Raw genomic sequence first — 24,965 nt, 5'->3', positions numbered from 1 at the left:
CTTTTCGTGAGGAGGGTCTTTTTTATATGGAGAAATAACATGTGAATAATTGTTATTTATTGGTGTAAAACGATTTTTATTATGATAATTTAGAATTATATAATAAAAAGAGGGGATTCGATGGGGAGCAAAAAGAGGAAGAAAAAACAGGCAAAGAGACAAAGGTATATAAAGAAAAAACAGGAACAGAACATACCTTTTTCACAAAAAGTAGTCATTACGATAGAGAAAACATTTCGGTATATTTGTATGTTCTTGTATGTGATTTTTTGCTTGTATTTATGTGGGATATTTAAAAGTTTGGGGATAACCCCCAATGTTATTGAAAGTACCTTAGGTGTTCTACTTGTTATGGTAGAAGGAATCTTATTCTTTATATTATTTGATAAAGTATGGCCTAGTCATGAAAGTAAAAAAGATAGAAAAAGAAGCAAAAAATCTTCATACGCTTCAAGCTCATCAAGTGGATTCGGTGACTACAGTAGCAATGACTGTAGTAGCTCAAGTGATGGTGGAGGAGATTGCGGAGGTGGTGGAGATTAAGTTAGTTTTTTAGAAGAACGACTAATGAAAGGATGGGACGAAAGATGGAGACTGTGAACTTAATAGAATTAACAAAGGATATTAAAGATCAACATAAAAACTTCGTCGTTTCAAATATAAACAGTCATTGCTTACGAATCGCTGTATTTACTGGTGAATATGATTGGCACTATCATTCTAATTCGGATGAATTATTTATTGTGCTAGAGGGAGAGTTACTTATTGATTTTGAAGATGGAGAAACGGCGGTTTTAAAGCCAAATGATTCTATTTTAATTCCAGCATGTACGATTCATAGAACGAGAGCATTAAAGAGAACGGTAAATCTTTGTTTTGAACATATAGAGGCTGATACGATTATAGTGGAGCAATTATGAAAAAATTATCCGTAGCCGAGTATAGAAAAATCCTTCCGATTTTAGAAAGTCATACAAAAACGACGACGTTTGCTTATGCGGTATGTGATCAAGTGATAGATGGTGAGATTTTTGCAAACGAGAAATTAACAGCAGGACTAATTCGTACAGCTAACGGTATTTATTATTTATTTGGTGATACTGATGATCAAAATTATAACGAAGATTTATTTTCTTTTATAAAAAAGGCTATTGAAAAAACAGAGAAGAGATTTACATTGTTCTCTTCGAGTAACGAGTGGGAAATGATGATAGAAGAACGTTTTAGTCATGTACTTCGAAACATTCCGCGAATGAAATTTCAAAGCGAAACCTTTGAAGAGAGAAAACGAGATTGTAACAAAAATACATATGAAGTGAAGCGTATTGATAGAAGAGATATAGAACGAAGCAGTGAATTTACAGAGGAGTACTACAAAGAATATTGGGGATCAAAAGAAACGTTTTTAAACGGTGGTTTTGGATTTTGTATAGAACAAGATGGGATAATTGTAGCTGAATGTGTCTCGATATTTAGCGGGAATGGTTATGCTGAAATAGATATTGCAACACATGAAGCGCATCAAGGGAAAGGATTAGCTCAAGCTGTTGCAACACGGTTCATTGAACATTGCATGCAAAATGATATTATACCGAGCTGGGATTGTTATGTAGACAATATTCCTTCGCGAAAATTAGCTAGTAAATTAAGTTTTTATCATCCAATAGAATACAGTTTGTTTGTACGTAAGAAAACGGGGGAAGAAAAATGAATGTAGAATTAACGAGATTTAAAGTTAAGCCTGGTAAGAGTCATCGAGTAAATGAATGGATGCAGCTTCTGAATGACAATATGAAAGAAGTACTTTTGACATTAAACGACGAAAAGATGTACGTTGAGACAATTTTCCGGGAAATAAGAGATGGAGAAGAGTACTTATATTGGTATTCTGTGCAAGGAGAAGGCGGGGCTCTTGTCGAAAATTCTCATTATGAAATTGATAAAAAGCACTTGGAATTTTGGTATGAGTGTATTGATGAAGAAGCACCCTCTGTTGATATGAAAACAGAAGTCGTTATGATTCAAGATGTTGTGAAGGACGCGATGAAATAATAGAATAGTATTTCAGAGAAAAGCGCATCAAAATGGATGTGCTTTTTACTATGAAACAATTTATAAAAGCTACATTTGGATATCTTTAAGTGAAAATAAAGAGGGATATCGAGAATCTATTAGGATAAACTATAAAGTGAAACTTTAATCAGTGGTGAGGTCATCCCCCACTGATTATCAGCCCTCACCAATCGGGCTTTTACGGGCAGTTCGCCCCCAACCTAACTTCTTTGCTTCCGCTGAATTTTGATGTGGGGTCTTACTGCCCGTTAATGCGGGATAAAGAAATAAAAAACACAAAACCAAAAAACTTACCAATATACGGTGTAGTCGTAACAGGAAAAACAGAGGATTTACAAAGTTTACAAGGGTCACCGTATATTAAGGCTGCTGTAAGAGGTGTAACAGTTGAGAAATATTGATTACAAGTAATTAATGTGAATAATCAGAAAATTTATGTTATAATATGGGAAAAGGAGGTTTATATGAGGCAAATACATGGAGCAATTTATATTTACATAACAATGTTTTTCGTGGCGGTATCCTATGGATTGGGGCACGTGTATTCGCATCCTATACTAACTTTTTTAAGCGGAGCATGTATGGCGTTTGCGCTTCTTGTCCACCTTTTCTCAGTTTGGATCGTGAAATTTCAATTAAATATTAGTGAAATAGAAGAAGGCACTTTTTGAGTGGCCTTCTTTTTTTAATAATATTTTGGAAGTTCTTGTAGCAATTTTTCAATTTTGCATTCGGTTTCTTCACATATAGACAGTGTGCGTAGTCGGAAAAACAAACTACGTAAGAAAGATTTTATATTTCCGTATAGGTACTCGTACGATTCAGTATGTAATGTCTGTTTTTTGACGGGTAATTGAGCTACTAATTCATGAAGGGCTAATAGGAGTACCTCTTCCTTTAGACCATTTTGTAGCATTGCGACAATCGGATAAACGAGACGTTCGTCTTCTTCATATTTGTAGTAAATAGAATGGACACAAACTTTGTTTAATAAAGTTTGTAATATTTCTTCATAATATAAAGTTTCCAGTTTAGGACTACGAACAAGCGCCTCAAATGTATCAGAAGCGTGAGCGATACTATGTGCCCAGCCGTGGTCTTGCACATATCCGCGGAAATCATGCTCGTTGTTCATATATAGAATTAATTGATCTTTTACAGTTAAAATATCATTCTGTGATAAGAAATTATGATTTGTATCGGTATCAATAATGAGTGCAATTAATAATGTTGTAAATGCACGGGTAAATACCGCATCTTCGTCATCCGAATGAATCTTATACAATAAATATTTGTCACTGATGCTTTCTAATAATAGTTTCTGTAATTGTGTGTGTGAAAGGTAGTCCTTTTTGATGAGATGGTAAAAAGTAGAGCAAATAAGTTTGTCCCTTAAATAGCTATCGGTAACACCGATATGTTTAAGCATATTGGAAATTAAAGAATCCATGTTAATTGTATCCATTACGTAATGATTATTACGAATTTCTTCTAACTGTTGTTGTAACATATAAACCTCCTATTTTAGAAAATTCTGTATTTTAATAGTATAATAAGAGGAAGAAATAGACAATAAATAAGTGCTTTTGAATGGAGGGTGGCATTATGAAGAGAGCATTATTCTTTTTCATTAGTATTTTCTTTTTAGGAAGCTGTTCCATTTCGTATGTACTTTTTCTAGCGAGAGCAAAAGTTGGACTGGACAATATAAAGGGCATATTAAGGATGACAGTGAAGATGGGATGTTTACGTTTCAATATAAGGGCGGGGATGGAAAGGCAGAATTTAAAAACTTAGAGATTGCTATTAATGGAGCCTTTAGTACAATGACACAAACGTCAGAAGTTCATAGAGGAGCAAAGATTGAAATGAAGTCTTCTTGTGTAAGTTGCGCGCCTATCTCTAAAGATGAACCTATAGAAGTTGTGATTAAATGGGATGATAAGTATGAGGAGAAGATGGTGCTAAATTTGAAATAGCCTAGAGTAAGGGGTTAAAAATGAATAGGCATATGAAAATTGTTATGTTTTTAAGTGTATTTCTAGTCGTATTATCAGCGTGTGATACAAAACAAGTAGAGCAAGTAACGGTAAAAGAAGGGTATATTATATTAAGAAATGACACGGTGTTTTTTGCCGATGATAAAACGTTTGAAACAAAAGTAGAGTTGCAACATTATATAGAACAACAAATGAATAAAGAGCATCCAGCACATATAGTCTTGAGCTTTAAGGACAAAGACACATATAAACAGTTAAAAACAGGGGATAAAATAAAAGTATGGTTTTCTCAAATACTTGAAAGTTATCCAGCAAAAATGATTGTAGAGAAATTTGAAATAGTAGGGAAATAGAAAAAGGCAGCACTCCCGCTGCCTTTTTTATTATTTTACAAATTGTAACTCTTTCGGGAATTTCGTTAAAATTTCTGATCCGTCTTTTGTGATGTAAATATCATCTTCAATACGAACGCCACCTACGTTTGGTACGTAAATACCAGGTTCGATTGTGAAGACCATACCTTCTTTTAATGGAGACTCGTTACCAGCTTTTACATCTGGATATTCGTGTACGCTAATTCCAAGTCCATGACCAAGTCGGTGCGGGAAGAAGTCTCCGTAACCTGCATCTGTGATAACAGAACGAGCAGCATTATCGATTGCGCCAAGTGTAACACCTGGTTTACATGCTTCAACTGCTTGTAGTTGTCCAGCAAGTACAGTGTTGTAAATACGAGTTTGCTCTTCAGAAATCTCACCGAATGCTACTGTACGTGTAATATCAGAGCAATAACCATCAATGATTACGCCTAAATCAAATAGTACGAAATCGCCGCGTTTCATTTTGTTTGCGCCAGGAATACCGTGTGGAAGAGCTGAGTTCGCACCTGCTAATACCATCGTATCAAATGACATTTTATGTATGCCTTTTGTTTTTAATTCGTGTTCAATAATTGCTAATACTTCTAGCTCGCTGCGGTTTTCTTTAATTGCATTTACACCAACTTCAACAGCATAGTCCGCCATTTTAGCTGCTTCGCGTAAAATAGAAAGTTCTTTTTCATCTTTAATTAAACGAAGTTCGCGAACTTTCTCCTCAGCTGATTTGAAAGCTGCATTTGGGAATAATTTCGTTAATTCTTCGTAGCGCTCTACGTTTAAATGTTCTTTTTCAATTGCAACTGCATTTGCATTGATGCCGCGGTCTTTAATTGCTTTTGCAATCATATCCCATGGTCTGTCAGTATCAGTAAATCCGATAATTTCATGTGCCCAGCCAGCGTTACGTGCTTGACCTTCTTCCATTTTAGGGCAAATTAAAATAGGTTCTTTTTCTTGGAATACAAACATACCAAGTAATCTTTCGTGTGGTTCACAGTGGAAGTTTGTCATGTAGAAGACGTTCGGTGTAGAAGTTAAGAACGCAGCTTCTACGTTTTTTTCTTTTAGCCATTGCATTAAATTTTCTAATCTAGCATTCATCGATTGGCACCCCCGAGATATTTAATTACAAATATAACTTTAACTCGGAAGAAAGCGTTATGACAAGTAAATAGATGTTAGAAAAGACAGGGAATTGAAAAATCATGTAGAATAAAAAGTGAGAATGTGAATAGGGGAGGAATGTAATAATGAAAGTATCTTATCATGGACATTCAGTTGTGAAAATTGAGGCGAATGGAAAAGTTATTTTAATTGACCCGTTTTTAACAGGTAATCCGAAAACAGATTTAAAAGCTGAAGATGTAAAAGTGGATGCAATTCTTTTATCGCATGGACACGGTGATCATGTTGGAGATACAGTAGAACTTGCGAAGAAAAATAATGCAGTTGTTGTAGCGCCATTTGAACTAGCAACATTTTTAAGTTGGCAAGGTGTAAATACACACCCGATGCATATTGGTGGTTCACATGAATTTGACTTCGGAAAAGTGAAGCTTACACAAGCATTCCACGGCTCTAGTTATATTGATGAAGAAAATAAGACGATTACATATACAGGTATGCCAGCAGGTATTTTATTTACAGCAGAAGAGAAAACTGTATACCACGCAGGAGATACTGCACTATTCTCTGATATGAAGTTAATTGGGGAATTAAATAAAGTTGATCTAGCATTTTTACCAATTGGTGATAATTTCACAATGGGACCAGAAGATGCTGTACTAGCGGCAAAATGGATTAATGCGAAAACTGTTGTACCGATGCATTACAATACGTTCCCAGTTATTGAACAAGATCCATATCAATTTGTAGAAAAGCTACAAAATTGTACAGGGAAAGTATTAGAAGCTGGAGAAAGTATTACACTATAGAAAAGAAACCCTTCATTTGAAAAGAAAAGTGAAGGGTTTTTTACGTGTGTAGGACAGCTTTTAATGCTTGTATTTGTTTTGGTGATTCTTTTCTTTTGGTACGTGGTTGTTCAGGTGTTTCATTCAATTCCATTGCAACTTTTTTCCCATCTACGAAAGCTAAAAATACAGCACCTACAACCTCTAAAAATTTTTTCATCATGTGTTCGCTCCTTTGTTTTATTTCTTGTCTTAATTGTATAGGCAATTAAGTGGACGAACTATCGAATGAGATGACAATAGCATTACATTGTTGTAATAGAATGACTGGTGGAATGTAAGAGTCATTTTGTTATAAAAAAAATAGTACAGGTATGCAAAGAGAGAGTGTAACAGTTTTGAAAATATAGTATACTGAAAGTACAACACATGAAGAATTTAGGGAAAAGAAAGTATGGTGAAACCATTTGGCTACCAAGCATAACCAAATTTTAGAACATATTAATAGCCTGCCAGTAGGCCATAAAATTTCTGTAAGACAAATTGCGAAAGATTTGAGTGTAAGTGAAGGGACCGCTTACCGTGCAATTAAAGATGCAGAAAATAAAGGATATGTTAGTACAATTGAACGTGTCGGAACAATTCGAATTGAACAAAAGAAGAAAGAGAATATCGAAAAACTGACATATGCAGAAGTCGTTAACATTGTCGACGGTCAAGTACTTGGGGGCAGAGAAGGACTACATAAAACATTAAATAAATTCGTAATCGGAGCTATGAAGTTAGAAGCGATGATGCGCTATACAGAAGCTGGGAATTTACTCATTATTGGTAACCGTACCAATGCACATGAATTAGCGCTAGAAACTGGAGCCGCTGTATTAATTACGGGCGGCTTTGATACGGAAGATCATGTGAAGAAATTAGCAGACGAATTAAAGCTGCCGATCATTTCAAGTAGCTACGATACATTTACGGTCGCAACGTTAATTAATCGTGCAATTTATGACCAACTTATTAAGAAAGAAATTGTACTCGTTGAAGATATTTTAACGCCAATTGAAGAAACGTTATATTTAAAGCCGAGTGATACAGTACAGCAATGGCATGCATATAACGAAGAGACAATGCACGGAAGATATCCAATTGTCGATGAAAGTAACAAAGTACTAGGAATCGTAACTTCAAAAGATATGATCGGAGTAGCGAAAGAAACACCAATTGATAAAGTAATGACAAAACACCCAATTACAGTGAACGGTAAAATGTCTGTCGCAGCTGCGGCACGTATGATGGTGTGGGAAGGAATTGAATTACTTCCTGTCGTTGAGGAAGGAAACAAACTGCAAGGTATTATTAGCCGTCAAGATGTACTTCAGGCACTGCAAATGATTCAACGTCAGCCACAAGTTGGAGAAACCATTGATGATATTGTAACGAATCAATTTATGACACCAAAAGAAGCGAAGAATGAGCATCTATATCAATTTTCGGTGACGCCGCAAATGACGAACTCAATCGGGACGTTATCGTACGGTGTATTTGCAACAATTGTGACAGAAGCGACAAATCGCGTCATTCGTGCGCAAAAGAAAAGCGATTTAATTGTTGAAAACTTAACGATTTATTTCGTAAAGCCGGTTCAAATTGATAATGTTGTATCTGTTCATCCGAAAGTATTAGAAATTGGACGTAAATTTGGTAAGGTCGATGTAGAGGTGCATCATGAAGGTAATGTTGTTGGAAAAGCATTACTTATGGTTCAGTTAATCGATAAATAAAAAGATGGAACAAATCGTTTTGATTTGTTCCATCTTTTTTTGTTGTTTTAAATTTGAAAGGCATGATTTTAGATGGGAGTTTTAGTGAAATATGTATGGGATGGAGTGGAAAAGTAATGTGAGAAAAGACGGAATAATAATTCAATTCAGTTGTATATTGTGTTATGATTATATTGTAAGAAAATGGAATCGTGAGAGGTGGTATGCATTATGTCGTCAGCCGTACTCTTTTTTGGTAGTATCGCACTATTTTACTTTCTTGTAATGATACCGATTCAATATTTATATTTACAAGGTTTACATGAAAAAAAGGAAAAGACAGGATTATCTCAGCGAGAGCTATATGAAAAAATGTCTTTTGGAGAAGAACAATTACATTTTCACGTACAAGGGAACCCATTTAATATACCATCTGCGTTTGTTGCGTATATGATTTTGAAAGTTAAGGGACGTAAAAAAGCATCACAATATTGATGCTTTTTTACGTTGCTTCATAGACTTCAGCTTCTTTAACTGCTAATGGCAAGAAATGTTTGTATTGGCGAAACCCGTTAAATACACTTGCACTACCAAATAGAACGAATAAAACACCAACGATAATACGAGCGGTTGAAAGTTCTAAAAAGAATTGGTTTATCCCGAAAAATAAAACGAATGAACCGAGTGCCATTGCGGATTTTCCTGAGAGCCAACCTTTCTCCATTGGGCGGTTTGTACGAAAGTATTTTGTTTTGTAAAAGAGGTACAACATAAATGAGACGATAATACAGAAGACTAATACTGGCATAATGAACACTCCCATCGCTTTGTGAAAAATAATAGAAAAGAAAAAGAAATATCTAAACTTTCTAACTTTTATTATAAAGCAATTGTTCGCATGTATGAAATACTTTCCGTTATAATGGAGGATAAAGTGAAGAAGTTGATTAAAAAGGAGATTATACATATGCATGAGCAAATTTTAGGAGCAATTAAAGAGTTTGATACAATTATTATTCATCGCCACGTGCGTCCGGATCCAGATGCGTTAGGTTCACAGGGTGGTCTTGGTACAATTCTACAAGAATCGTTTCCAGAGAAAAATATTTATACGGTTGGGTACAATGAACCGTCACTAGCATACTTACGAGTAATGGATGATATTGAAGAGAGTGTATACGAAAATGCGCTTGTTATTGTTTGTGATACTGCGAATCAAGAACGTGTTGACGATCAACGCTATACAAAAGGGAAGATGTTAATTAAAATTGATCATCATCCAAATGAAGATCCATATGGAGATATTACGTGGGTAGATACGACAGCGAGTTCTACAAGTGAAATGATTTATGAGTTTTATAACTATGGAAAAGATAAAGGATTAAAAATAACAAAAGAAGCAGCCCGCCTTATTTTAGCAGGAATTGTTGGAGATACAGGTCGTTTCTTATTCCCGAATACGACAGCAAAAACACTTCGTTACGTAAGTGAGCTTGTTGACATGGGTGTGAAATTCACAGATTTATACAATGAGATGTATAAGACAAAAGAAAAAATTGCTCGTTTAAACGGTTATATTTTACAAAACTTTACGATGGTAGAAGAAGGAGCAGCTTACATTAAATTAACGAAAGAAGTATTAGAAGAGTTTGATGTACTTCCTTCTGAAGCATCTGGTGTTGTTGGAGCGCTTGGCAATATTGATGGATTAAAGGCGTGGGTTCTATTTTTAGAGGAAGACGACGTAATTCGTGTTCGTCTTCGTTCAAAAGGACCAGTTATAAACAAATTAGCAATGCAATATAACGGCGGGGGGCATCCGATGGCTTCTGGTGCGAAGGCATCTTCTTGGGAAGAAGCGGATCGTCTTTTTGCTGATTTACGTGAGATTTGTAAATAAGAGACTATATGTTAGAACGAAAAGAAGGAGCGGCGCTAAAGCCCTCCTTCTTTATTTTTCTTTCTCTATAGTAATGCTAATTTCAAGCACTGTATCAAAAGATATTGTATCGACTTTAAAACGGTATAGCCGATCGTAATGTTTGTACGTTTTATTTTCGATTACCTTTTTAAGTAGGTCTTTATTTTTTGCGATACTTTGAATGTTTTTCGTTAAAAGATGTTGGAGGTCATTATGGATAGATGTAGTCATATTTTCGAGTGTGAGATTGTCTAAATCGTATTTTTCTCGATTGATAAGTTTTATTTTAATCTCTTGAATGGTTAAGAGCCGTTTATTTTCAGTGTTCAATTTTTCTTGATCTTCGAGAAGGACGTGGAGCTTTGCTTCTTGTTTTTCTATAATTTCTCTTTGTTCTGCTATTTTACTAGCTTGTTCTTCTTGAAAAACACCGTATATGTACAAAAAAATAAACCAGCTCAACACGCCTCCAACAGCAGCCCCAGCTAATACTAAGTACCATCTTTTTGCTGTATTGGCACTTGGTACTCTCATACATGTTCCTGCGTTAGCCATTTAATAATAATGAGACCTGTTTGCATACCACCAGTTGCGAAAAAAATAAGGAGAATTTGCTTTACGATATCTTTCATATCTCCGCCAAAGAAACTTCTTTCAAAGCTATAAAAGGTATCGAATGTTCCGCCGATTGCTGCAACGAGTGCCCAAATTCTTAAATTTTGGGCGAATTGATTAATGTAAGTTAGAGCTGGTTTTCCGATAAGAAACGCACCAAATCCACCAATTAATGAACCGCCAAGTATAACCCCAAAGGCAATAAAATAACTAATAATAAGCAGAGAGAAAAAAGTATGTTCTCTTACATCCATCGTCATTCCCCTTTCTTCTTCATATATATGGACAAAGTATAAGAAGTATGTTTTGATTTCCGCTTTCCTCATCACCTATAATAAAAGTAGTCAAATAGGTAAAGAGAGGGTACAACAGTGAAGTTTGTGCATTTACAATGTCAAACCGTTTTTAGTTTATTAAAAAGTGCTTGTAAAATTGATGAGCTTGTAGTCAGGGCGAAAGAACTCGGTTTTTCATCGCTGGCTATTACGGATGAAAATGTTATGTATGGCGTTATTCCGTTTTATAAAGCATGTAAGAAACATGGTATACAGCCTGTTATTGGATTAACCGCTTCTATTTTTAGTGAAGAAGAAGAAAGGTCTTATCCGCTTGTATTACTTGCTGAGAATGAAATAGGCTACCAAAATTTATTAAAGATTTCTAGCAGTATTATGACAAAGTCCAAAGAAGGTATTCCTAAGAAGTGGCTTGCGCATTATGCGAAAGGATTAATTGCAATTTCACCAGGTAAAGATGGCGAAATTGAGCAATTATTACTAGAAGACAATGAGAGTCAGGCTGAAGAAGTAGCTCGCACGTATCAAAATATGTTTGGCCATTTTTATATGAGTTTGCAGCATCATGCGATTCAAGATGAGTTGCTTTTACAAGAGAAACTACCTGAATTTATTAGTAGGGTTAATATTCCAGTCGTTGCAACAAACGATGTGCACTATATTAATCAAAGTGACGCGCTTGTTCACGAATGTTTACTATCTGTTGAAAGTGGAACGAAAATGACTGATCCAGATAGGCCGAGGCTGAAAACAGATCAGTATTATTTAAAGTCATCGGATGAAATGGAAGCACTATTTTCCCATGCGCCGGAAGCAATCCAAAATACAATAAAAATTGCAGAGCGTTGCCAAGTAGAAATACCGTTCCATGTAAATCAACTTCCGAAGTTTCCTGTTCCGTCTAATGAAACGAGTGATATATACTTGCGTCGTGTTTGTGAAGAAGGTTTGCGGAAACGATATGGTGAACCGAAAGAAGTGCATATAAAGCGTTTGGATCATGAATTAAATGTTATTTCTCGTATGGGATTTAGTGATTATTTCCTCATCGTATGGGATTTTATGAAGTATGCACATGAAAATCATATTCTAACAGGACCAGGTCGTGGATCGGCAGCTGGTTCACTCGTTTCATACGTATTAGAAATTACAGATATTGATCCAATTGAATACGATCTATTATTTGAAAGGTTTTTAAATCCTGAACGTGTGACGCTTCCCGATATTGATATTGATTTTCCAGACGTAAGACGTGATGAGATGATTCGCTATGTGAAAGATAAATACGGTCAGCTCCGTGTTGCGCAAATTGTAACGTTTGGTACGCTTGCAGCAAAAGCGGCAATTAGAGACATTGCCCGCGTAATGGGGCTTCCGCCGCGAGATATTGATATATTTTCAAAACTTATCCCGTCAAAGCTTGGTATAACGTTAAAAGATGCATATGAAGAATCACAATCACTTCGTGAGTTTATACAAGGGAATCTTCTGCATGAGCGTGTATTTGAAATCGCAAAACGTGTAGAAGGTTTACCACGTCATACGTCTATTCATGCGGCTGGTGTTATTATGAGTCAAGAACCGCTAACAGGAAGTGTAGCAATTCAAGAAGGACATAACGATGTTTATGTTACGCAATATCCAGCCGATGCGCTAGAAGAACTTGGGTTGCTTAAGATGGACTTTTTAGGATTACGTAATTTAACGTTACTTGAAAATATTATAAAATTTATCGCGAACAAAACAGGGAAAGAAATCGATATAAGAAACTTACCTCTTCAAGATGAAAAGACGTTCCAATTATTAGGGAGAGGGGATACAACAGGTGTATTCCAGCTTGAGTCGGGTGGTATGCGAAATGTACTTCGCGGGTTAAAACCGAATGAGTTTGAAGATATCGTAGCTGTTAACTCGTTATACAGACCAGGACCGATGGAACAGATACCGACTTTTATTGAATCGAAACATGGAAAAAGAAAAATTGAATATTTACATCCGGATTTAAAGCCAATTTTAGAAAGAACATACGGCGTCATTGTATACCAAGAACAAATTATGCAAATTGCATCGAAGTTAGCTGGTTTTTCGCTCGGAGAAGCAGATTTACTGCGCCGTGCGGTGAGTAAAAAAAATCGTGATATTTTAGATCAGGAACGTAAGCATTTCGTCCAAGGATGTTTGCGAAATGGTTATGATGAGACATCCGCAGAGAAAATTTATGATTTAATTGTAAGATTTGCGAATTACGGTTTTAACCGAAGTCACGCTGTAGCTTACAGTATGATCGGATATCAGCTTGCCTATTTGAAAGCGAATTATACGCTGGAATTTATGACGGCATTATTATCAAGCGCAATTGGAAATGAAGATAAGATTGTACAGTATATACGAGAAACGAAGCGGAAAGGTTTTCACGTTTTGCCACCGTCTCTTCAGAGGAGTGGCTACAACTTCCAAATAGAAGGGAATGCGATACGTTACAGTTTACTTTCGATCCGAAATATTGGAATGGCTACAGTGACGGCATTATTAGAAGAACGAGAGAAAAAAATGTTCGAAGATTTATTTGAATTTTGTCTTCGTATGCCTTCAAAGTTCGTAACGGAGCGTAATTTAGAAGCTTTCGTCTGGTCGGGATGTTTTGACGATTTTGGTGTTTCGAGAACGAATTTATGGAAAAGTATTAAAGGGGCGTTAGAGTACGCGAATCTCGCACGTGATTTAGGAGATGCTGTTCCAAAATCAAAATATGTACAAGGAGAAGAGTTATCTTTTATTGAACAACTAAATAAAGAGAAGGAAGCGCTTGGCTTTTATTTATCAAGTTATCCGACAGCGCAATATGTGAAGTTAGCAAAAGAATTAGAAATTCCATCTCTCGCTCAGGCGATGCGACACAAGAAAAAAGTACAAAGAGCTATTGTGTATATAACAAGTGTGAGAGTGATTCGTACGAAAAAGTTTCAAAAGATGGCATTTATTACATTCTGTGATCAAAATGATGAAATGGAAGCGGTCCTCTTCCCGGAAACGTATATACATTTCTCGGATAAGTTGCAAGAAGGAGCAATTGTTTTAGTTGACGGTACGATTGAGCTAAGAAATCATAAGCTGCAATGGATTGTAAATGGACTATATCCGCTAGAGGAAATGGGTGTTTATGAAGAAAAGAAAGACGCATCTGTTTACGTGAAATTGCCGTCTCAGTATGAGAAAAAGCTTTTAAATCAGGTTACGAAAATATTGTTCGACTATTCAGGTTTTGCGAAAGTACTAATTTATTATGAAAAGGAACATAAAATGGTACAATTATCTCGGAGTTTATCGATTCATCCAAGTGAAGAATGTTTAGGAGCACTTCGTGAAATTGTCGGGGAAGAAAATGTAGTTGTGAAAATATAATGGACAATTTCCCTACACTTCGATTATTATAGTAGTAGTGTTCGTGGTCAGACCACTTGGAGAAATTGATATCAGCAAGAATAATTTGAGGAGAGTGGATAGTTTGTCAACACTTCGTGAAGAAGCACTTCACATGCATAAAGTGCATCAAGGAAAATTAGAAACTGTATCAAAAGTAAAAGTAGAAAATGCAAAAGATTTAAGTCTTGCATATTCTCCAGGGGTTGCAGAACCTTGTAAAGAAATTTATGACGATAAAAGTAAGGTATATGAATATACGATGAAGGGAAATATGGTAGCAGTTGTGACAGACGGAACGGCTGTACTTGGTCTTGGTAACATTGGACCTGAAGCATCTCTTCCAGTAATGGAAGGTAAAGCTGTATTATTCAAGAGCTTTGCTGGTGTAGATGCATTCCCGATTGCCTTAAATACAAACGATGTAGATAAAATTGTTGAAACTGTAAAATTAATGGAGCCAACTTTTGGCGGCGTTAACTTAGAAGATATCGCAGCACCAAACTGCTTCATTATTGAAGAGCGTTTGAAAAAAGAAACAAATATTCCTATCTTCCATGATGATCAACACGGAACAGCTATCGTAACAGTAGCAGGTCTTGTAAATGCACTGAAATTAGTTGGAAAGAAAATGTCTGACATTAAAGTTGTCGCAAATGGCGCAGGTGCAGCAGGTATTGCAATTATTAAACTTTTATATCGCTATGGTGTACGCGACATTATTATGTGTGACCGTAAAGGGGCAATCTATGATGGTCGTCCTACAGGTATGAATCCGGTGAAGGATGAAGTTGCAAAATATACAAATAAGAATCGTATAGAAGGTTCTTTAGCTGATGTTGTACAAGGTGCGGACGTATTCATTGGTGTATCTGCAGAAGGTGCATTAACAGAAGAGATGGTTCGTACAATGAATGACAATGCGATTATTTTTGCAATGGCAAATCCAGTTCCAGAAATTATGCCAGAATTGGCAAAAGCAGCGGGCGCAGCTGTTGTTGGAACAGGTCGTTCTGACTTCCCGAACCAAGTAAATAATGTACTGGCGTTCCCTGGTATTTTCCGCGGTGCACTTGACGTACATGCGACACAAATTAACGAAGAAATGAAGATGGCAGCTGTACAGGCTATTGCTGAGCTTGTAGCAGAAGATGAGTTGAATGCAGACTATATCATTCCAGCACCATTTGACGCGCGTGTAGCGCCTCAAGTAGCGGCTTACGTTGCAAAAGCAGCAATGGAGACAGGAGTAGCTCGCCGTCAAGTAGATCCAAATGAGATCGCTGAAAAAACAAAACAATTAGCGCTGATTGGTAAAGAATAAGCGAGGAATTTCCATTGACATCATCAAATACAAAAGTATATCTCGAAATTGTAAAAAAAATCCGTTCCATTATGGAAGAGGATGGTTTGGTGGCGGGGGATCGTTTGCCGTCTGAGCGCGAGTTAAGTTCACGCTTAAACGTAGGACGTTCCTCTGTAAGAGAAGCATTGCGTGCTTTAGAACTGGTAGGATTGATTGAAACGAGACGTGGTGAAGGGACGTTTATTCGAAACTTTTATGATAACGGTCTTGTACAATTAATTGCTCCGTTCTTACTGCAAGATGAGAAAACAATTCGTGATTTATTACAAACGAAACGATTACTTGAGAAAGATATGATTCGAATTGTATGTAATTTACCGAAAGAAACGTTTTCTAAAGTACTAAGTAGATTACACCAAGTACTTGAAGGAAATGAAAGCTCAGTCCCAACGCTTCATCAAACGTTCTTTAAAACACTTATTGAACAAGTCGATAATTATTTACTATATCGCATTTGGATGATCGTAAATGATTACGTAGCAACTCTTTCTTGTAAAGTTTCAAGAGATTCTATCGATATGTATAGAAAGCTTTATGCTACTTTGGAAGAAAAACAAGAAAATGATGCACTAAAAATTTACGATGAATTAGTAGAGAATATACAGTTTCACTCGTAATGTATAAAATTTGTCGAAATGACCATGACACGTTATGACAAACATTCTACCGCTTAGCGGTTAAAGTTAAACGTAAAGAGTGAGGTTATTAGACAGATTGAGAAGATAAGGCTAACATCAAACTTTGGTGTTAGCCCCATTTTCTTCTTACGCTAACCTTAGCTCTCAACGAAGGGGGTCAAATTGTGCTAAGAGATTTATTCGTGAAAAAGAAAAAGTACGCTGCAATACCTTCAGAACAAGTACGAAAAGATGTACCAGATGGCGTTATGACAAAATGTCCGGAATGTAAAAAAATCATGTATACGAAAGAACTTCTAAAAAATTTAAAAGTATGTGTGAATTGTGGATATCATCATCCTATGAATGCATGGGAACGTCTTGATAGTATATTGGACGAAGGGTCATTCCGTGAGTATGACAAAGAAATGGTTTCATTAAATCCACTCGAGTTTCCAGGTTATGAAGAGAAACTAGAGAGCGATCGTAAGAAGACTGAATTGAACGAAGCGGTTGTAACTGGTGAAGGAACAATTGATGACATGCTTGTTGTTGTTGCAGTAATGGATTCTCGTTTTCGAATGGGGAGCATGGGCTCTGTAGTAGGAGAAAAAATCGCCCGTGCGGTTGAAAAGGCGTACGACTTACAAGTTCCATTTATTATCTTTACTGCTTCGGGTGGTGCCCGTATGCAAGAAGGGATATTAAGTTTAATGCAAATGGCAAAAACAAGCGTAGCTTTGAAAAAGCATAGTAATGCAGGAGGGTTATTTATTTCTGTTATGACTCACCCAACGACGGGCGGGGTTTCAGCGAGTTTCGCTTCACTTGGTGATTATAATCTTGCAGAACCAGGTGCACTTATTGGATTTGCTGGTAGACGTGTAATTGAACAAACGGTGCGTGAGAAACTACCGGAAGATTTCCAAACGGCAGAATTCTTACTAGATCATGGTCAATTAGATGCGGTGGTGCATCGTGATGATATGAGAGAATCGCTTCGCAAGATTTTAGAAGTTCATCAAGGAGGGGAATTGGCTGTATGGCAGAGCTAGAATTTGAAAAACCAGTTGTTGAGCTAAGAAATAAGATTCGTGAACTGAAAGACTATACGAAAAACAGCCAGATGGACTTCAGTGAGGAGATTCGTATTTTGGAAGAAAAGCTAGAAAATTTAGAGGAAGATATATACGGCAATCTAAAAGTATGGGACCGTGTTCAAATTGCTCGTCATGCAGAACGACCGACAACGCTCGATTATATTGAGCACTTATTTACTGATTTTTTCGAATGTCATGGAGACCGTCTATTTGGCGATGATGCAGCGATTGTCGGCGGCATTGCGAAATATAAAGGGATGCCTGTAACTGTAATTGGGCATCAGCGCGGAAAAGATACGAAAGAAAATATTCGCCGTAACTTTGGAATGCCTCATCCAGAAGGATATCGAAAAGCACTGCGTCTCATGAAACAAGCGGAAAAGTTTAATCGTCCTATTATTTGTTTCATCGATACGAAGGGAGCTTATCCTGGTAAAGCAGCTGAAGAACGTGGACAAAGTGAAGCTATTGCCCGCAACCTATTTGAGATGGCAGGTTTAACGGTACCAGTTATTTGTATCGTTATCGGTGAAGGCGGTAGTGGTGGTGCGCTAGGTCTTGGAGTAGGAGATTACATTCATATGCTAGAAAATTCCACTTATTCTGTTATTACACCAGAGGGTGCAGCGGCAATTCTTTGGAAAGATGCAGGAAAAGCAAAGGAAGCTGCAGAAGCAATGAAAATTACAGCAGCAGATTTGAAAGAATTAGGTGTAATTGATGAAATTATTCCAGAGGCAAAAGGTGGAGCTCACCGTAATCTTTTAAAACAGTCAGAAAATATAGACTTAATGATTAGAAAAACTTTTGAACAATTAAACGGAATTTCGAAAGATGAATTAATCGAAAAACGTTATGAAAAATATATGAAAATTGGGCAAGTTTCGTTTTCAAACGCTTCCATTGGGATAAAATAAGAAAAGCGTGCGTTCCTCTTCGCGAATGCACGTTTTTATTATGAAAAGACACATCTTCTCCATTGTGTTTTTATATTTTTTCGTGTTATTTTATTATAAGGCAAATAATCTTTATGAGGTGAGTACAAATGAAACGTATTGGTGTATTAACAAGTGGTGGAGATTCACCTGGTATGAATGCTGCCATTCGTGCAGTTGTTCGTAAAGCGATTTTCCATGATATTGAAGTATATGGTATTTACCATGGATACGCTGGATTAATTTCTGGTCACATTGAAAAATTAGAACTTGGTTCTGTTGGCGATATTATCCACCGCGGTGGTACGAAATTATATACAGCAAGATGTCCTGAGTTTAAAGACCCAGAAGTACGACTAAAAGGTATCGAGCAATTAAAGAAACATGGTATCGAAGGACTTGTTGTTATTGGTGGAGATGGTTCTTACCAAGGCGCTAAAAAATTAACTGAACAAGGATTCCCATGTGTTGGTGTACCAGGTACAATCGACAATGATATCCCTGGAACAGACTTCACAATTGGTTTCGATACAGCTTTAAACACTGTTATTGATGCAATTGATAAAATCCGTGACACAGCTACATCTCATGAACGTACATATGTTATCGAAGTAATGGGACGTCACGCTGGTGATATCGCATTATGGGCTGGTTTAGCTGATGGTGCAGAAACAATCTTAATTCCAGAAGAAGAGTATGACATGGATGATGTTATCGCTCGTCTGAAGCGTGGTAGTGAACGTGGTAAAAAACACAGTATTATCGTTGTAGCTGAAGGTGTTGGAAGTGCAATTGACATTGGTAAGCACATTGAAGAAGCAACAAACTTTGATACTCGTGTAACTGTATTAGGTCACGTACAACGTGGCGGATCACCAAGTGCACAAGACCGTGTATTAGCAAGTCGTCTTGGCGCAAGAGCAGTTGAATTATTAATTGCTGGTAGAGGTGGACGTTGTGTAGGTATTCAAGATAACAAACTTGTTGATCATGATATTATCGAAGCGTTAGCTCAAAAGCATACAATCGATAAAGATATGTATCAATTATCTAAAGAATTATCCATCTAATCGGCGTAATGTCGGATATTTGGGAACGGTTTCATAATTTTCGGAGGTGCAATATGCGTAAAACTAAAATTGTATGTACAATAGGTCCTGCTAGTGAAAGTATTGAAAAATTAGAGCAATTAATTGAAGCAGGTATGAACGTTGCTCGTTTAAACTTCTCTCATGGTAGCCATGAAGAGCACGGAGCTCGTATTAAAAACATTCGTGAAGCTTCAAAGAAAACTGGTAAAACAGTTGGTATCTTACTTGATACAAAAGGTCCAGAAATCCGTACTCACGACTTCGTAGACGGACAAGCTGAGCTTGTAACAGGTGCAGAAGTAGTTCTTTCTACTGAGCAAGTATTAGGTACTGCAGAGAAGTTCTCTGTATCTTATGCTGGTCTTTATGACGATGTAGACCCAGGTTCTCGCATTCTAATCGATGACGGTCTTATCGAACTAGAAGTAATCGAAAAAGCTGATGGAAACATCCGTACAAAAGTTCTTAACAGCGGAACTGTAAAAAATAAAAAAGGTGTTAACGTACCAAACGTAAGCATTAAGCTTCCTGGTATCACTGAAAAAGACGTAAAAGATATCATCTTCGGTATCGAGCAAAAAGTTGATTTCATCGCAGCTTCATTCGTACGTAAAGCGTCTGACGTATTAGAAATCCGTGAATTATTAGAAGAGCATGGCGCTCAATACATCCAAATCGTACCGAAAATCGAAAACCAAGAAGGTATCGACAACATCGATTCAATCTTAGAAGTTTCTGACGGTTTAATGGTAGCTCGTGGTGATATGGGTGTAGAAATTCCACCAGAAGAAGTACCATTAGTACAAAAACGTCTAATCAAAAAATGTAACGTGTTAGGTAAACCAGTTATTACTGCGACACAAATGTTAGACTCTATGCAACGCAACCCACGTCCAACTCGTGCGGAAGCAAGTGACGTAGCTAACGCAATCTTCGATGGTACAGATGCAATCATGCTTTCAGGTGAAACAGCTGCTGGACAATACCCAGTAGAAGCAGTAACAATGATGGCTAACATTGCGGTACGTGTTGAAAAATCATTACAATATGAAGATATGTTCAAAAAACGTATTAAAGAGTTCACTCCAACAATTACAGATGCAATTAGCCAATCTGTTGCACATACAGCACTTGCTCTTGATGTAGCTGCAATCGTAGCTCCAACAGAAAGTGGATATACTGCGAAAATGATCTCTAAATACCGTCCAAAATCTCCAATCGTAGCTGTAACATCTGACGAGCAAGTAGGACGTCGTCTTGCGCTTGTTTGGGGTGTACAAGCATTTATGGCTGAGAAGCGCGCAGCTTCAACTGACGAAATGTTAGATACAGCAATTCAAACAGGTATGGATGCAGGTCTAATCGGACTTGGAGATACTGTAGTGATTACTGCTGGTGTTCCAGTTGCTGAAACTGGTACAACAAACTTAATGAAAATCCACGTTGTTGGTGAAGAAATTGCTAAAGGACAAGGAATCGGTCGTAAAGCTGCAAAAGGTAAAGTAGTTGTAGCGAAAACAGCTGCTGAAGCTGTAGCGAACGTAAACGAAGGTGATATCCTTGTTACCACAAGCACTGATAAAGATATGATTCCTGCAATCGAAAAAGCTGCAGCTTTAGTTGTAGAAGAAGGTGGCTTAACAAGCCATGCAGCTGTTGTAGGCGTATCAATCGGTATTCCTGTTATCGTTGGTGTAAACGGCGTAACAGCAACTTTAAAAAATGGCCAAGAAGTAACAGTTGATGCAGCACGCGGAATTGTTTATAATGGACATGCGGAAGTGCTATAAGTAATACGGAGAGAAGGATCGGAGTCCTTCTCTTTTTTTTACACAAAAACGAGATAAAATTAGCTTAAAGCGCCTAGAATTGCTTTTAAAAGCTGTTTGTTATGAGTTTTAATATGAAAAGGGTATCTACATTTCATATGATGTATATAGGCGTTGTGAGGACGTTAAAAGTGAGATGTGAGAGAGGTGTAGAACTATGAAGTGGTTACTATTCTTGTTTATTTTAATACCGGCGATTGAGATTACGGTCTTAATTGGATCAAGTCATGTAATAGGTTTATGGTCTACGTTCGCTATGATTGTATTTACAGGTGTTGTAGGTGTGTATTTGGCGAAAAGACAAGGGTTTAAAGTGCTTGGAGAGATTCAATCTAAGTTGAATAGAGGGGAAATGCCAGGTGAGGCGGTACTAGATGGTATTTTTGTATTTGTAGGAGGTATTCTCTTAGTGCTTCCTGGGTATGTGACAGATATGCTAGGGTTTATCTGCGTGATCCCTATTACGAGAGCTTTATTGAAGCCGCTTGTTATGAAGTGGATGGAATGGAAATTTAGAAAGAATTCTACTATTATTATTCAGAAATAGCACTTAGATTGTAGAAATCTAAGTGCTATTTTTTGTCTTGTAAGAGGAGAGGGATTTTCTGATTGAAGCTTTGCTTTACCGCGCTATTTGTAGGGGGATTTCTATCTCGAAGCTGGGCTGCTCGTAAGTGTCTGATGTGAGGCGAACGATGAGTGAGGATGAACAAAACATCCGCTTATTATATTTGCTATATAATTTTCGTTTGAATTCTTATTGTACTTCGATTAAATTTGCGATTTTTTAGTGCTATTAATTTAGATGAATAAGATGGAGGGAAACGCTGCTAAATTAAAGTTTTGCTTTCGTATATAAAGGAATAATTGGTGTAAAAAATTCATATAAAAAGGCGGAGATTGTTAGTTGAAGTCTTATTTTATGTTATTTTGTATATTTATTCATTTACATAAAAAGTAATAAATGTAAGTCATAATTATAAAATAAATAGAATAAATATGTAAAAGCGCCACAAAATATGCGGTTTTTATGCAAAAAAACAAGAGAATTATCTTTTTTGAGTGCAATTCTCTTGTTTTATGTAATGAGCATGAAAAATAAGTACAAGGAATAATCAGTAGGAATTTCCCACTGATTACATGTAAGTTTTTTGTTGTGTATGAATTAGAAACTGTTATTTTGAAGGTGAACCTTTAATATATTTCCACAAGTCATGGAAGACATTAGCTTTGTGTAATGTATTGAGTAGTACTAAGGTGACTGGACCGATGATTAATCCTAAAAACCCAAAAAGTTTAAAGCCGACAAATAGAGCGACGAGTGTTGCTAATGGATCGAGACCGATGTTAGATGAAAGTACTTTCGGCTCCATAATTTGTCTTTGGACAATCACGACGATGTATAAAATGAGAAGACCAATGGCGAATGCGGTATCGCCAGTGAAAAATACGTATATAACCCATGGAACAAAGACTGCGCCTGTTCCTAAATATGGTAGTAAATCTACAACTCCTGTAATAATCGCGATAGTAATGGCGTATGGTACGCGTAATATTAAAAGCCCAATTAGTACAATGACAGTTGTCATAGATACGAGTGTAAGTTGTGCTTTCACAAAACCAAACAAAGCTTTTCTTAAGTCGACAAAAATAGTTTTTCCATAGCCATGTACACGATTCGGTAGCAATTTTCTTGCTTTCTGAGCAAGACGGTGCCAATCGTAACTAATGAAGAAAGTGGCTAATAAAATGAATACAAGGACAGTTAAAGTTGTTGGCAGTGCACTAATGAAATTCGTTAACCCGCTTATAATGGCGGTTAAAAGTTCTTTCATTTGTGTTGTTGCCTCTGTTCCTAAGTTTTGAATGTTTTGTGTAATTGTATAGCGCTGTGGTTCTCCAAGATGATTAAATTTAGAGATTAAATCATCGTAGAGAGGCATAATATGATTAAGTGCAAATTGCTGAGCGAATGTAACGATATCTGGAAACTTTACTGTAACAAGTTGTAGTAAGTATGTTGTGGCAGATATTGCTTCAGTCACAAGATATGTAACAAGTCCAACGATAGCTCCAAATACGAGAATTAAGCTAACGAGTACTGCTAGTGCGCGAGGAAATTGTAGTTTTTGATTAAGGAAATTGACGACAGGATTAATCAAATAAGCAAATGCAAAAGCGATAATAAAAGGATAGATAAGCCCTGACATGTATAGTAATACATAGAACCCAGCTACCGTTGCTACAATGACAAATATGAGTCGCAATATCATATATAGTAAGTTTCGGTTCAAAGATGTATACCTCCCATTCCAATTTGGATTATCCTAATTCGTTCAACTTATAACGAGTGTGCCCCACTGATTAAAGTTTCACTTTACCCCGCATTAACGGGCAGTAAATCTCCTACCCGAAGTGCGGCTGGATCAAAGGAGTTAGCTGGAGATAAACTGCCCGTAAAAGCCCGATTGGTTCAACTAATAATCAGTGGAAAATGCCCCACTGATTAAAGTTTCACTTTATGTTATAGTGGAATGATGGATTTTTCCTGCTTTTTCAGTATGTGAGTGACTGTGAAAGCTTGGTGTTGATGCTTCTACTATATGGTAAAAACTTCATTTTCTCTTCTTTTTATTTTACCTGTTTCTAATTAGAAAAGAAAGAAGAGACGCCTGTTTTTTAAAATGTATACACGCTTAAATTTTGATGGTGAAAGTCTCAGTTTGTCATTTTAAAATACATAAAAAATGAAGTGATTCATGTTGAATAGGCATCGATATAGCATGTATAACGATAGGTTTAAAGGTATTTTTGTTTGGAAATGAGTTCATTATTTTCAGAAAGGAAGTGCAAACATGATTAGTCAGTCAACGTTATTTTTATTCATACTACTTATTATAGGACTTATTGCGAAAAACCAATCGCTTACTGTGGCTATTGGTGTGTTATTTTTATTGAAGTTTACGTTTTTAGGAGATAAGGTCTTTCCTTATTTACAAACGAAAGGAATTAACCTAGGTGTAACGGTCATTACAATAGCGGTGCTCGTACCGATTGCGACGGGGGAAATAGGTTTTAAACAACTTGGAGAAGCGGCAAAATCTTATTATGCGTGGATTGCTTTAGCTTCAGGTGTAGCGGTCGCTTTGTTAGCGAAAGGCGGCGTACAATTGTTGACAACGGATCCCCACATTACAACTGCGCTTGTTTTTGGGACAATTATAGCGGTTGCGCTATTTAATGGGGTTGCTGTTGGTCCGTTAATTGGGGCTGGAATTGCCTATGCGGTTATGAGTATTATACAAATGTTTAAATAAGAAATTTTATAGTAATATAAAATTTTTGAATTCTTTCTGTTCACAAAAGTCAGATAATTGTTTATAATAGGATTAGAAACTTTGAAAAGTTACATAACAGCAGAGACTTTACACCAGATAAAATAAAAATAACATAAAACAATTTTATAATGATATTGTTTTATGTTGTTTTTATCATAAAACTCTTCGGAATGTATTTTCCTCACTAACTTGTTGGTTTGAGCGTGAGGATTCGGGGAGACATTCACGCTCATGCTTTCCATGTAGACAATGGACAATAAGAGGGGAACATCGCAACAAATTTGCATGATCGTGCATTTTGCTTGCCTAAA

At 36.6% G+C, this 24,965-nt stretch carries 26 protein-coding genes and 2 pseudogenes; 21 read left to right on the top strand and 7 right to left on the bottom strand.

Annotated elements, in window-relative coordinates:
* Positions 1–120 precede the first annotated feature (120 nt).
* From DN404_RS11210 to DN404_RS11185, 6 genes and pseudogenes are all read left to right on the top strand, one after another.
* Positions 121–543: a hypothetical protein gene (locus tag DN404_RS11210; protein ID WP_086389540.1), complete on the top strand. Its 423-nt coding sequence runs from the start codon at positions 121–123 to the stop codon at positions 541–543.
* Positions 544–587: 44 nt separating this feature from the next.
* Positions 588–920: a cupin domain-containing protein gene (locus tag DN404_RS11205; protein WP_000450926.1), complete on the top strand. Its 333-nt coding sequence runs from the start codon at positions 588–590 to the stop codon at positions 918–920.
* Positions 917–1,711: a GNAT family N-acetyltransferase gene (locus DN404_RS11200; RefSeq protein WP_149215076.1), complete on the top strand. Its 795-nt coding sequence runs from the start codon at positions 917–919 to the stop codon at positions 1,709–1,711. Before DN404_RS11205 ends, DN404_RS11200 begins: the two co-directional genes overlap by 4 nt.
* Positions 1,708–2,052 carry a DUF6176 family protein gene (locus DN404_RS11195; RefSeq protein WP_001100217.1) on the top strand — a complete coding sequence of 115 codons (345 nt, stop codon included), beginning with the start codon at positions 1,708–1,710 and terminating at the stop codon, positions 2,050–2,052. Before DN404_RS11200 ends, DN404_RS11195 begins: the two co-directional genes overlap by 4 nt.
* A 281-nt stretch (positions 2,053–2,333) precedes the next feature.
* Positions 2,334–2,474 (top strand): annotated as a pseudogene (locus DN404_RS11190) (anti sigma factor C-terminal domain-containing protein); the annotation flags it as partial.
* Positions 2,475–2,537: 63 nt separating this feature from the next.
* Positions 2,538–2,744 (top strand): hypothetical protein, encoded by a 207-nt coding sequence (locus DN404_RS11185; protein ID WP_001248908.1) that lies wholly within the window; start codon positions 2,538–2,540, stop codon positions 2,742–2,744.
* Between the two features lie 14 nt (positions 2,745–2,758).
* Here the strand turns inward: DN404_RS11185 and DN404_RS11180 are convergent, their stop codons facing one another.
* Positions 2,759–3,583, bottom strand: a complete 825-nt coding sequence (locus DN404_RS11180) for a DUF2785 domain-containing protein (protein WP_149215075.1) — start codon at positions 3,581–3,583, stop codon at positions 2,759–2,761.
* Positions 3,584–3,678: 95 nt separating this feature from the next.
* On the opposite strand from DN404_RS11180, the pseudogene DN404_RS11175 reads away from it, so the two are divergent.
* A pseudogene (locus DN404_RS11175) lies at positions 3,679–4,052 on the top strand (hypothetical protein).
* A gap of 20 nt (positions 4,053–4,072) precedes the next feature.
* Positions 4,073–4,426 carry a DUF3221 domain-containing protein gene (locus DN404_RS11170; RefSeq protein ID WP_149215074.1) on the top strand — a complete coding sequence of 118 codons (354 nt, stop codon included), beginning with the start codon at positions 4,073–4,075 and terminating at the stop codon, positions 4,424–4,426.
* A 30-nt stretch (positions 4,427–4,456) separates the two neighbouring features.
* On the opposite strand, the gene pepQ is transcribed toward DN404_RS11170, so the two are convergent.
* Entirely contained in the window at positions 4,457–5,554 is a 1,098-nt protein-coding gene (gene pepQ / locus DN404_RS11165; RefSeq protein ID WP_000994033.1) for a Xaa-Pro dipeptidase, read from the bottom strand.
* Between the two features lie 149 nt (positions 5,555–5,703).
* On the opposite strand from pepQ, the gene DN404_RS11160 reads away from it, so the two are divergent.
* Positions 5,704–6,387, top strand: a complete 684-nt coding sequence (locus DN404_RS11160) for a metal-dependent hydrolase (RefSeq protein ID WP_000868926.1) — start codon at positions 5,704–5,706, stop codon at positions 6,385–6,387.
* A gap of 40 nt (positions 6,388–6,427) precedes the next feature.
* Here DN404_RS11160 and DN404_RS30530 read toward each other — a convergent pair whose 3' ends face one another.
* The gene (locus DN404_RS30530) at positions 6,428–6,589 is read right to left on the bottom strand and encodes a hypothetical protein (protein WP_000976017.1); all 162 of its coding nucleotides are present in this window, start codon (positions 6,587–6,589) and stop codon (positions 6,428–6,430) included.
* 244 nt (positions 6,590–6,833) lie between these two features.
* Between DN404_RS30530 and DN404_RS11155 the strand changes: the two genes are divergently transcribed.
* Both DN404_RS11155 and DN404_RS11150 read left to right on the top strand, forming a co-directional pair.
* On the top strand, positions 6,834–8,147 hold the full coding sequence (locus tag DN404_RS11155) for a CBS domain-containing protein (RefSeq protein ID WP_000201572.1): 1,314 nt from the start codon (positions 6,834–6,836) through the stop codon (positions 8,145–8,147).
* Between the two features lie 210 nt (positions 8,148–8,357).
* Positions 8,358–8,621 carry a DUF3949 domain-containing protein gene (locus DN404_RS11150; RefSeq protein ID WP_000093045.1) on the top strand — a complete coding sequence of 88 codons (264 nt, stop codon included), beginning with the start codon at positions 8,358–8,360 and terminating at the stop codon, positions 8,619–8,621.
* A gap of 7 nt (positions 8,622–8,628) precedes the next feature.
* Here DN404_RS11150 and DN404_RS11145 read toward each other — a convergent pair whose 3' ends face one another.
* Positions 8,629–8,934 carry a YtpI family protein gene (locus DN404_RS11145; RefSeq protein WP_001144776.1) on the bottom strand — a complete coding sequence of 102 codons (306 nt, stop codon included), beginning with the start codon at positions 8,932–8,934 and terminating at the stop codon, positions 8,629–8,631.
* Positions 8,935–9,093: 159 nt separating this feature from the next.
* On the opposite strand from DN404_RS11145, the gene DN404_RS11140 reads away from it, so the two are divergent.
* Positions 9,094–10,026: a DHH family phosphoesterase gene (locus DN404_RS11140; protein ID WP_149215073.1), complete on the top strand. Its 933-nt coding sequence runs from the start codon at positions 9,094–9,096 to the stop codon at positions 10,024–10,026.
* Between the two features lie 51 nt (positions 10,027–10,077).
* On the opposite strand, the gene ytrI is transcribed toward DN404_RS11140, so the two are convergent.
* Together ytrI and DN404_RS11130 are read right to left on the bottom strand one after the other, a co-directional pair.
* Positions 10,078–10,581 carry a sporulation membrane protein YtrI gene (gene ytrI, locus DN404_RS11135; protein WP_001265736.1) on the bottom strand — a complete coding sequence of 168 codons (504 nt, stop codon included), beginning with the start codon at positions 10,579–10,581 and terminating at the stop codon, positions 10,078–10,080.
* On the bottom strand, positions 10,578–10,991 hold the full coding sequence (locus tag DN404_RS11130; protein ID WP_002005839.1) for a YtrH family sporulation protein: 414 nt from the start codon (positions 10,989–10,991) through the stop codon (positions 10,578–10,580). Before DN404_RS11130 ends, ytrI begins: the two co-directional genes overlap by 4 nt.
* Positions 10,992–11,033: 42 nt before the next feature.
* Between DN404_RS11130 and dnaE the strand changes: the two genes are divergently transcribed.
* From dnaE to DN404_RS11090, 8 genes are all read left to right on the top strand, one after another.
* On the top strand, positions 11,034–14,360 hold the full coding sequence (gene dnaE, locus DN404_RS11125) for a DNA polymerase III subunit alpha (RefSeq protein ID WP_149215072.1): 3,327 nt from the start codon (positions 11,034–11,036) through the stop codon (positions 14,358–14,360).
* A gap of 133 nt (positions 14,361–14,493) precedes the next feature.
* Positions 14,494–15,702 carry an NADP-dependent malic enzyme gene (gene ystJ / locus DN404_RS11120; protein ID WP_161114790.1) on the top strand — a complete coding sequence of 403 codons (1,209 nt, stop codon included), beginning with the start codon at positions 14,494–14,496 and terminating at the stop codon, positions 15,700–15,702.
* A gap of 14 nt (positions 15,703–15,716) precedes the next feature.
* Positions 15,717–16,361: a FadR/GntR family transcriptional regulator gene (locus DN404_RS11115; RefSeq protein ID WP_000204448.1), complete on the top strand. Its 645-nt coding sequence runs from the start codon at positions 15,717–15,719 to the stop codon at positions 16,359–16,361.
* Between the two features lie 185 nt (positions 16,362–16,546).
* Positions 16,547–17,416, top strand: coding sequence for an acetyl-CoA carboxylase, carboxyltransferase subunit beta (gene accD, locus DN404_RS11110; RefSeq protein WP_000942855.1), 870 nt, complete (start codon positions 16,547–16,549; stop codon positions 17,414–17,416).
* Complete coding sequence (gene accA, locus DN404_RS11105) at positions 17,404–18,378, top strand: acetyl-CoA carboxylase carboxyl transferase subunit alpha (RefSeq protein ID WP_000818801.1); 975 nt, start codon at positions 17,404–17,406, stop codon at positions 18,376–18,378. Before accD ends, accA begins: the two co-directional genes overlap by 13 nt.
* 128 nt (positions 18,379–18,506) lie before the next feature.
* The gene (gene pfkA / locus DN404_RS11100) at positions 18,507–19,466 is read left to right on the top strand and encodes a 6-phosphofructokinase (RefSeq protein WP_000821158.1); all 960 of its coding nucleotides are present in this window, start codon (positions 18,507–18,509) and stop codon (positions 19,464–19,466) included.
* Between the two features lie 53 nt (positions 19,467–19,519).
* Positions 19,520–21,277: a pyruvate kinase gene (gene pyk, locus DN404_RS11095; protein ID WP_113304713.1), complete on the top strand. Its 1,758-nt coding sequence runs from the start codon at positions 19,520–19,522 to the stop codon at positions 21,275–21,277.
* A 196-nt stretch (positions 21,278–21,473) separates the two neighbouring features.
* Complete coding sequence (locus tag DN404_RS11090) at positions 21,474–21,863, top strand: FxsA family protein (RefSeq protein ID WP_000871628.1); 390 nt, start codon at positions 21,474–21,476, stop codon at positions 21,861–21,863.
* A 628-nt stretch (positions 21,864–22,491) separates the two neighbouring features.
* Here DN404_RS11090 and ytvI read toward each other — a convergent pair.
* On the bottom strand, positions 22,492–23,610 hold the full coding sequence (ytvI, locus tag DN404_RS11085; protein WP_001081388.1) for a sporulation integral membrane protein YtvI: 1,119 nt from the start codon (positions 23,608–23,610) through the stop codon (positions 22,492–22,494).
* Between the two features lie 561 nt (positions 23,611–24,171).
* Between ytvI and DN404_RS11080 the strand changes: the two genes are divergently transcribed.
* A complete protein-coding gene (locus DN404_RS11080; protein WP_000625507.1) occupies positions 24,172–24,633 on the top strand; it encodes a DUF441 domain-containing protein in 462 nt (153 codons plus the stop codon).
* Positions 24,634–24,965: the final 332 nt, after the last annotated feature.

This window comes from Bacillus sp. TE8-1 (assembly GCF_008368855.1).
In the GTDB taxonomy this organism is placed as follows: domain Bacteria; phylum Bacillota; class Bacilli; order Bacillales; family Bacillaceae_G; genus Bacillus_A; species Bacillus_A cereus.
The sequence above is the reverse complement of the archived record's forward strand: the minus strand, read 5'-3'. Positions and strand labels throughout refer to the sequence as shown.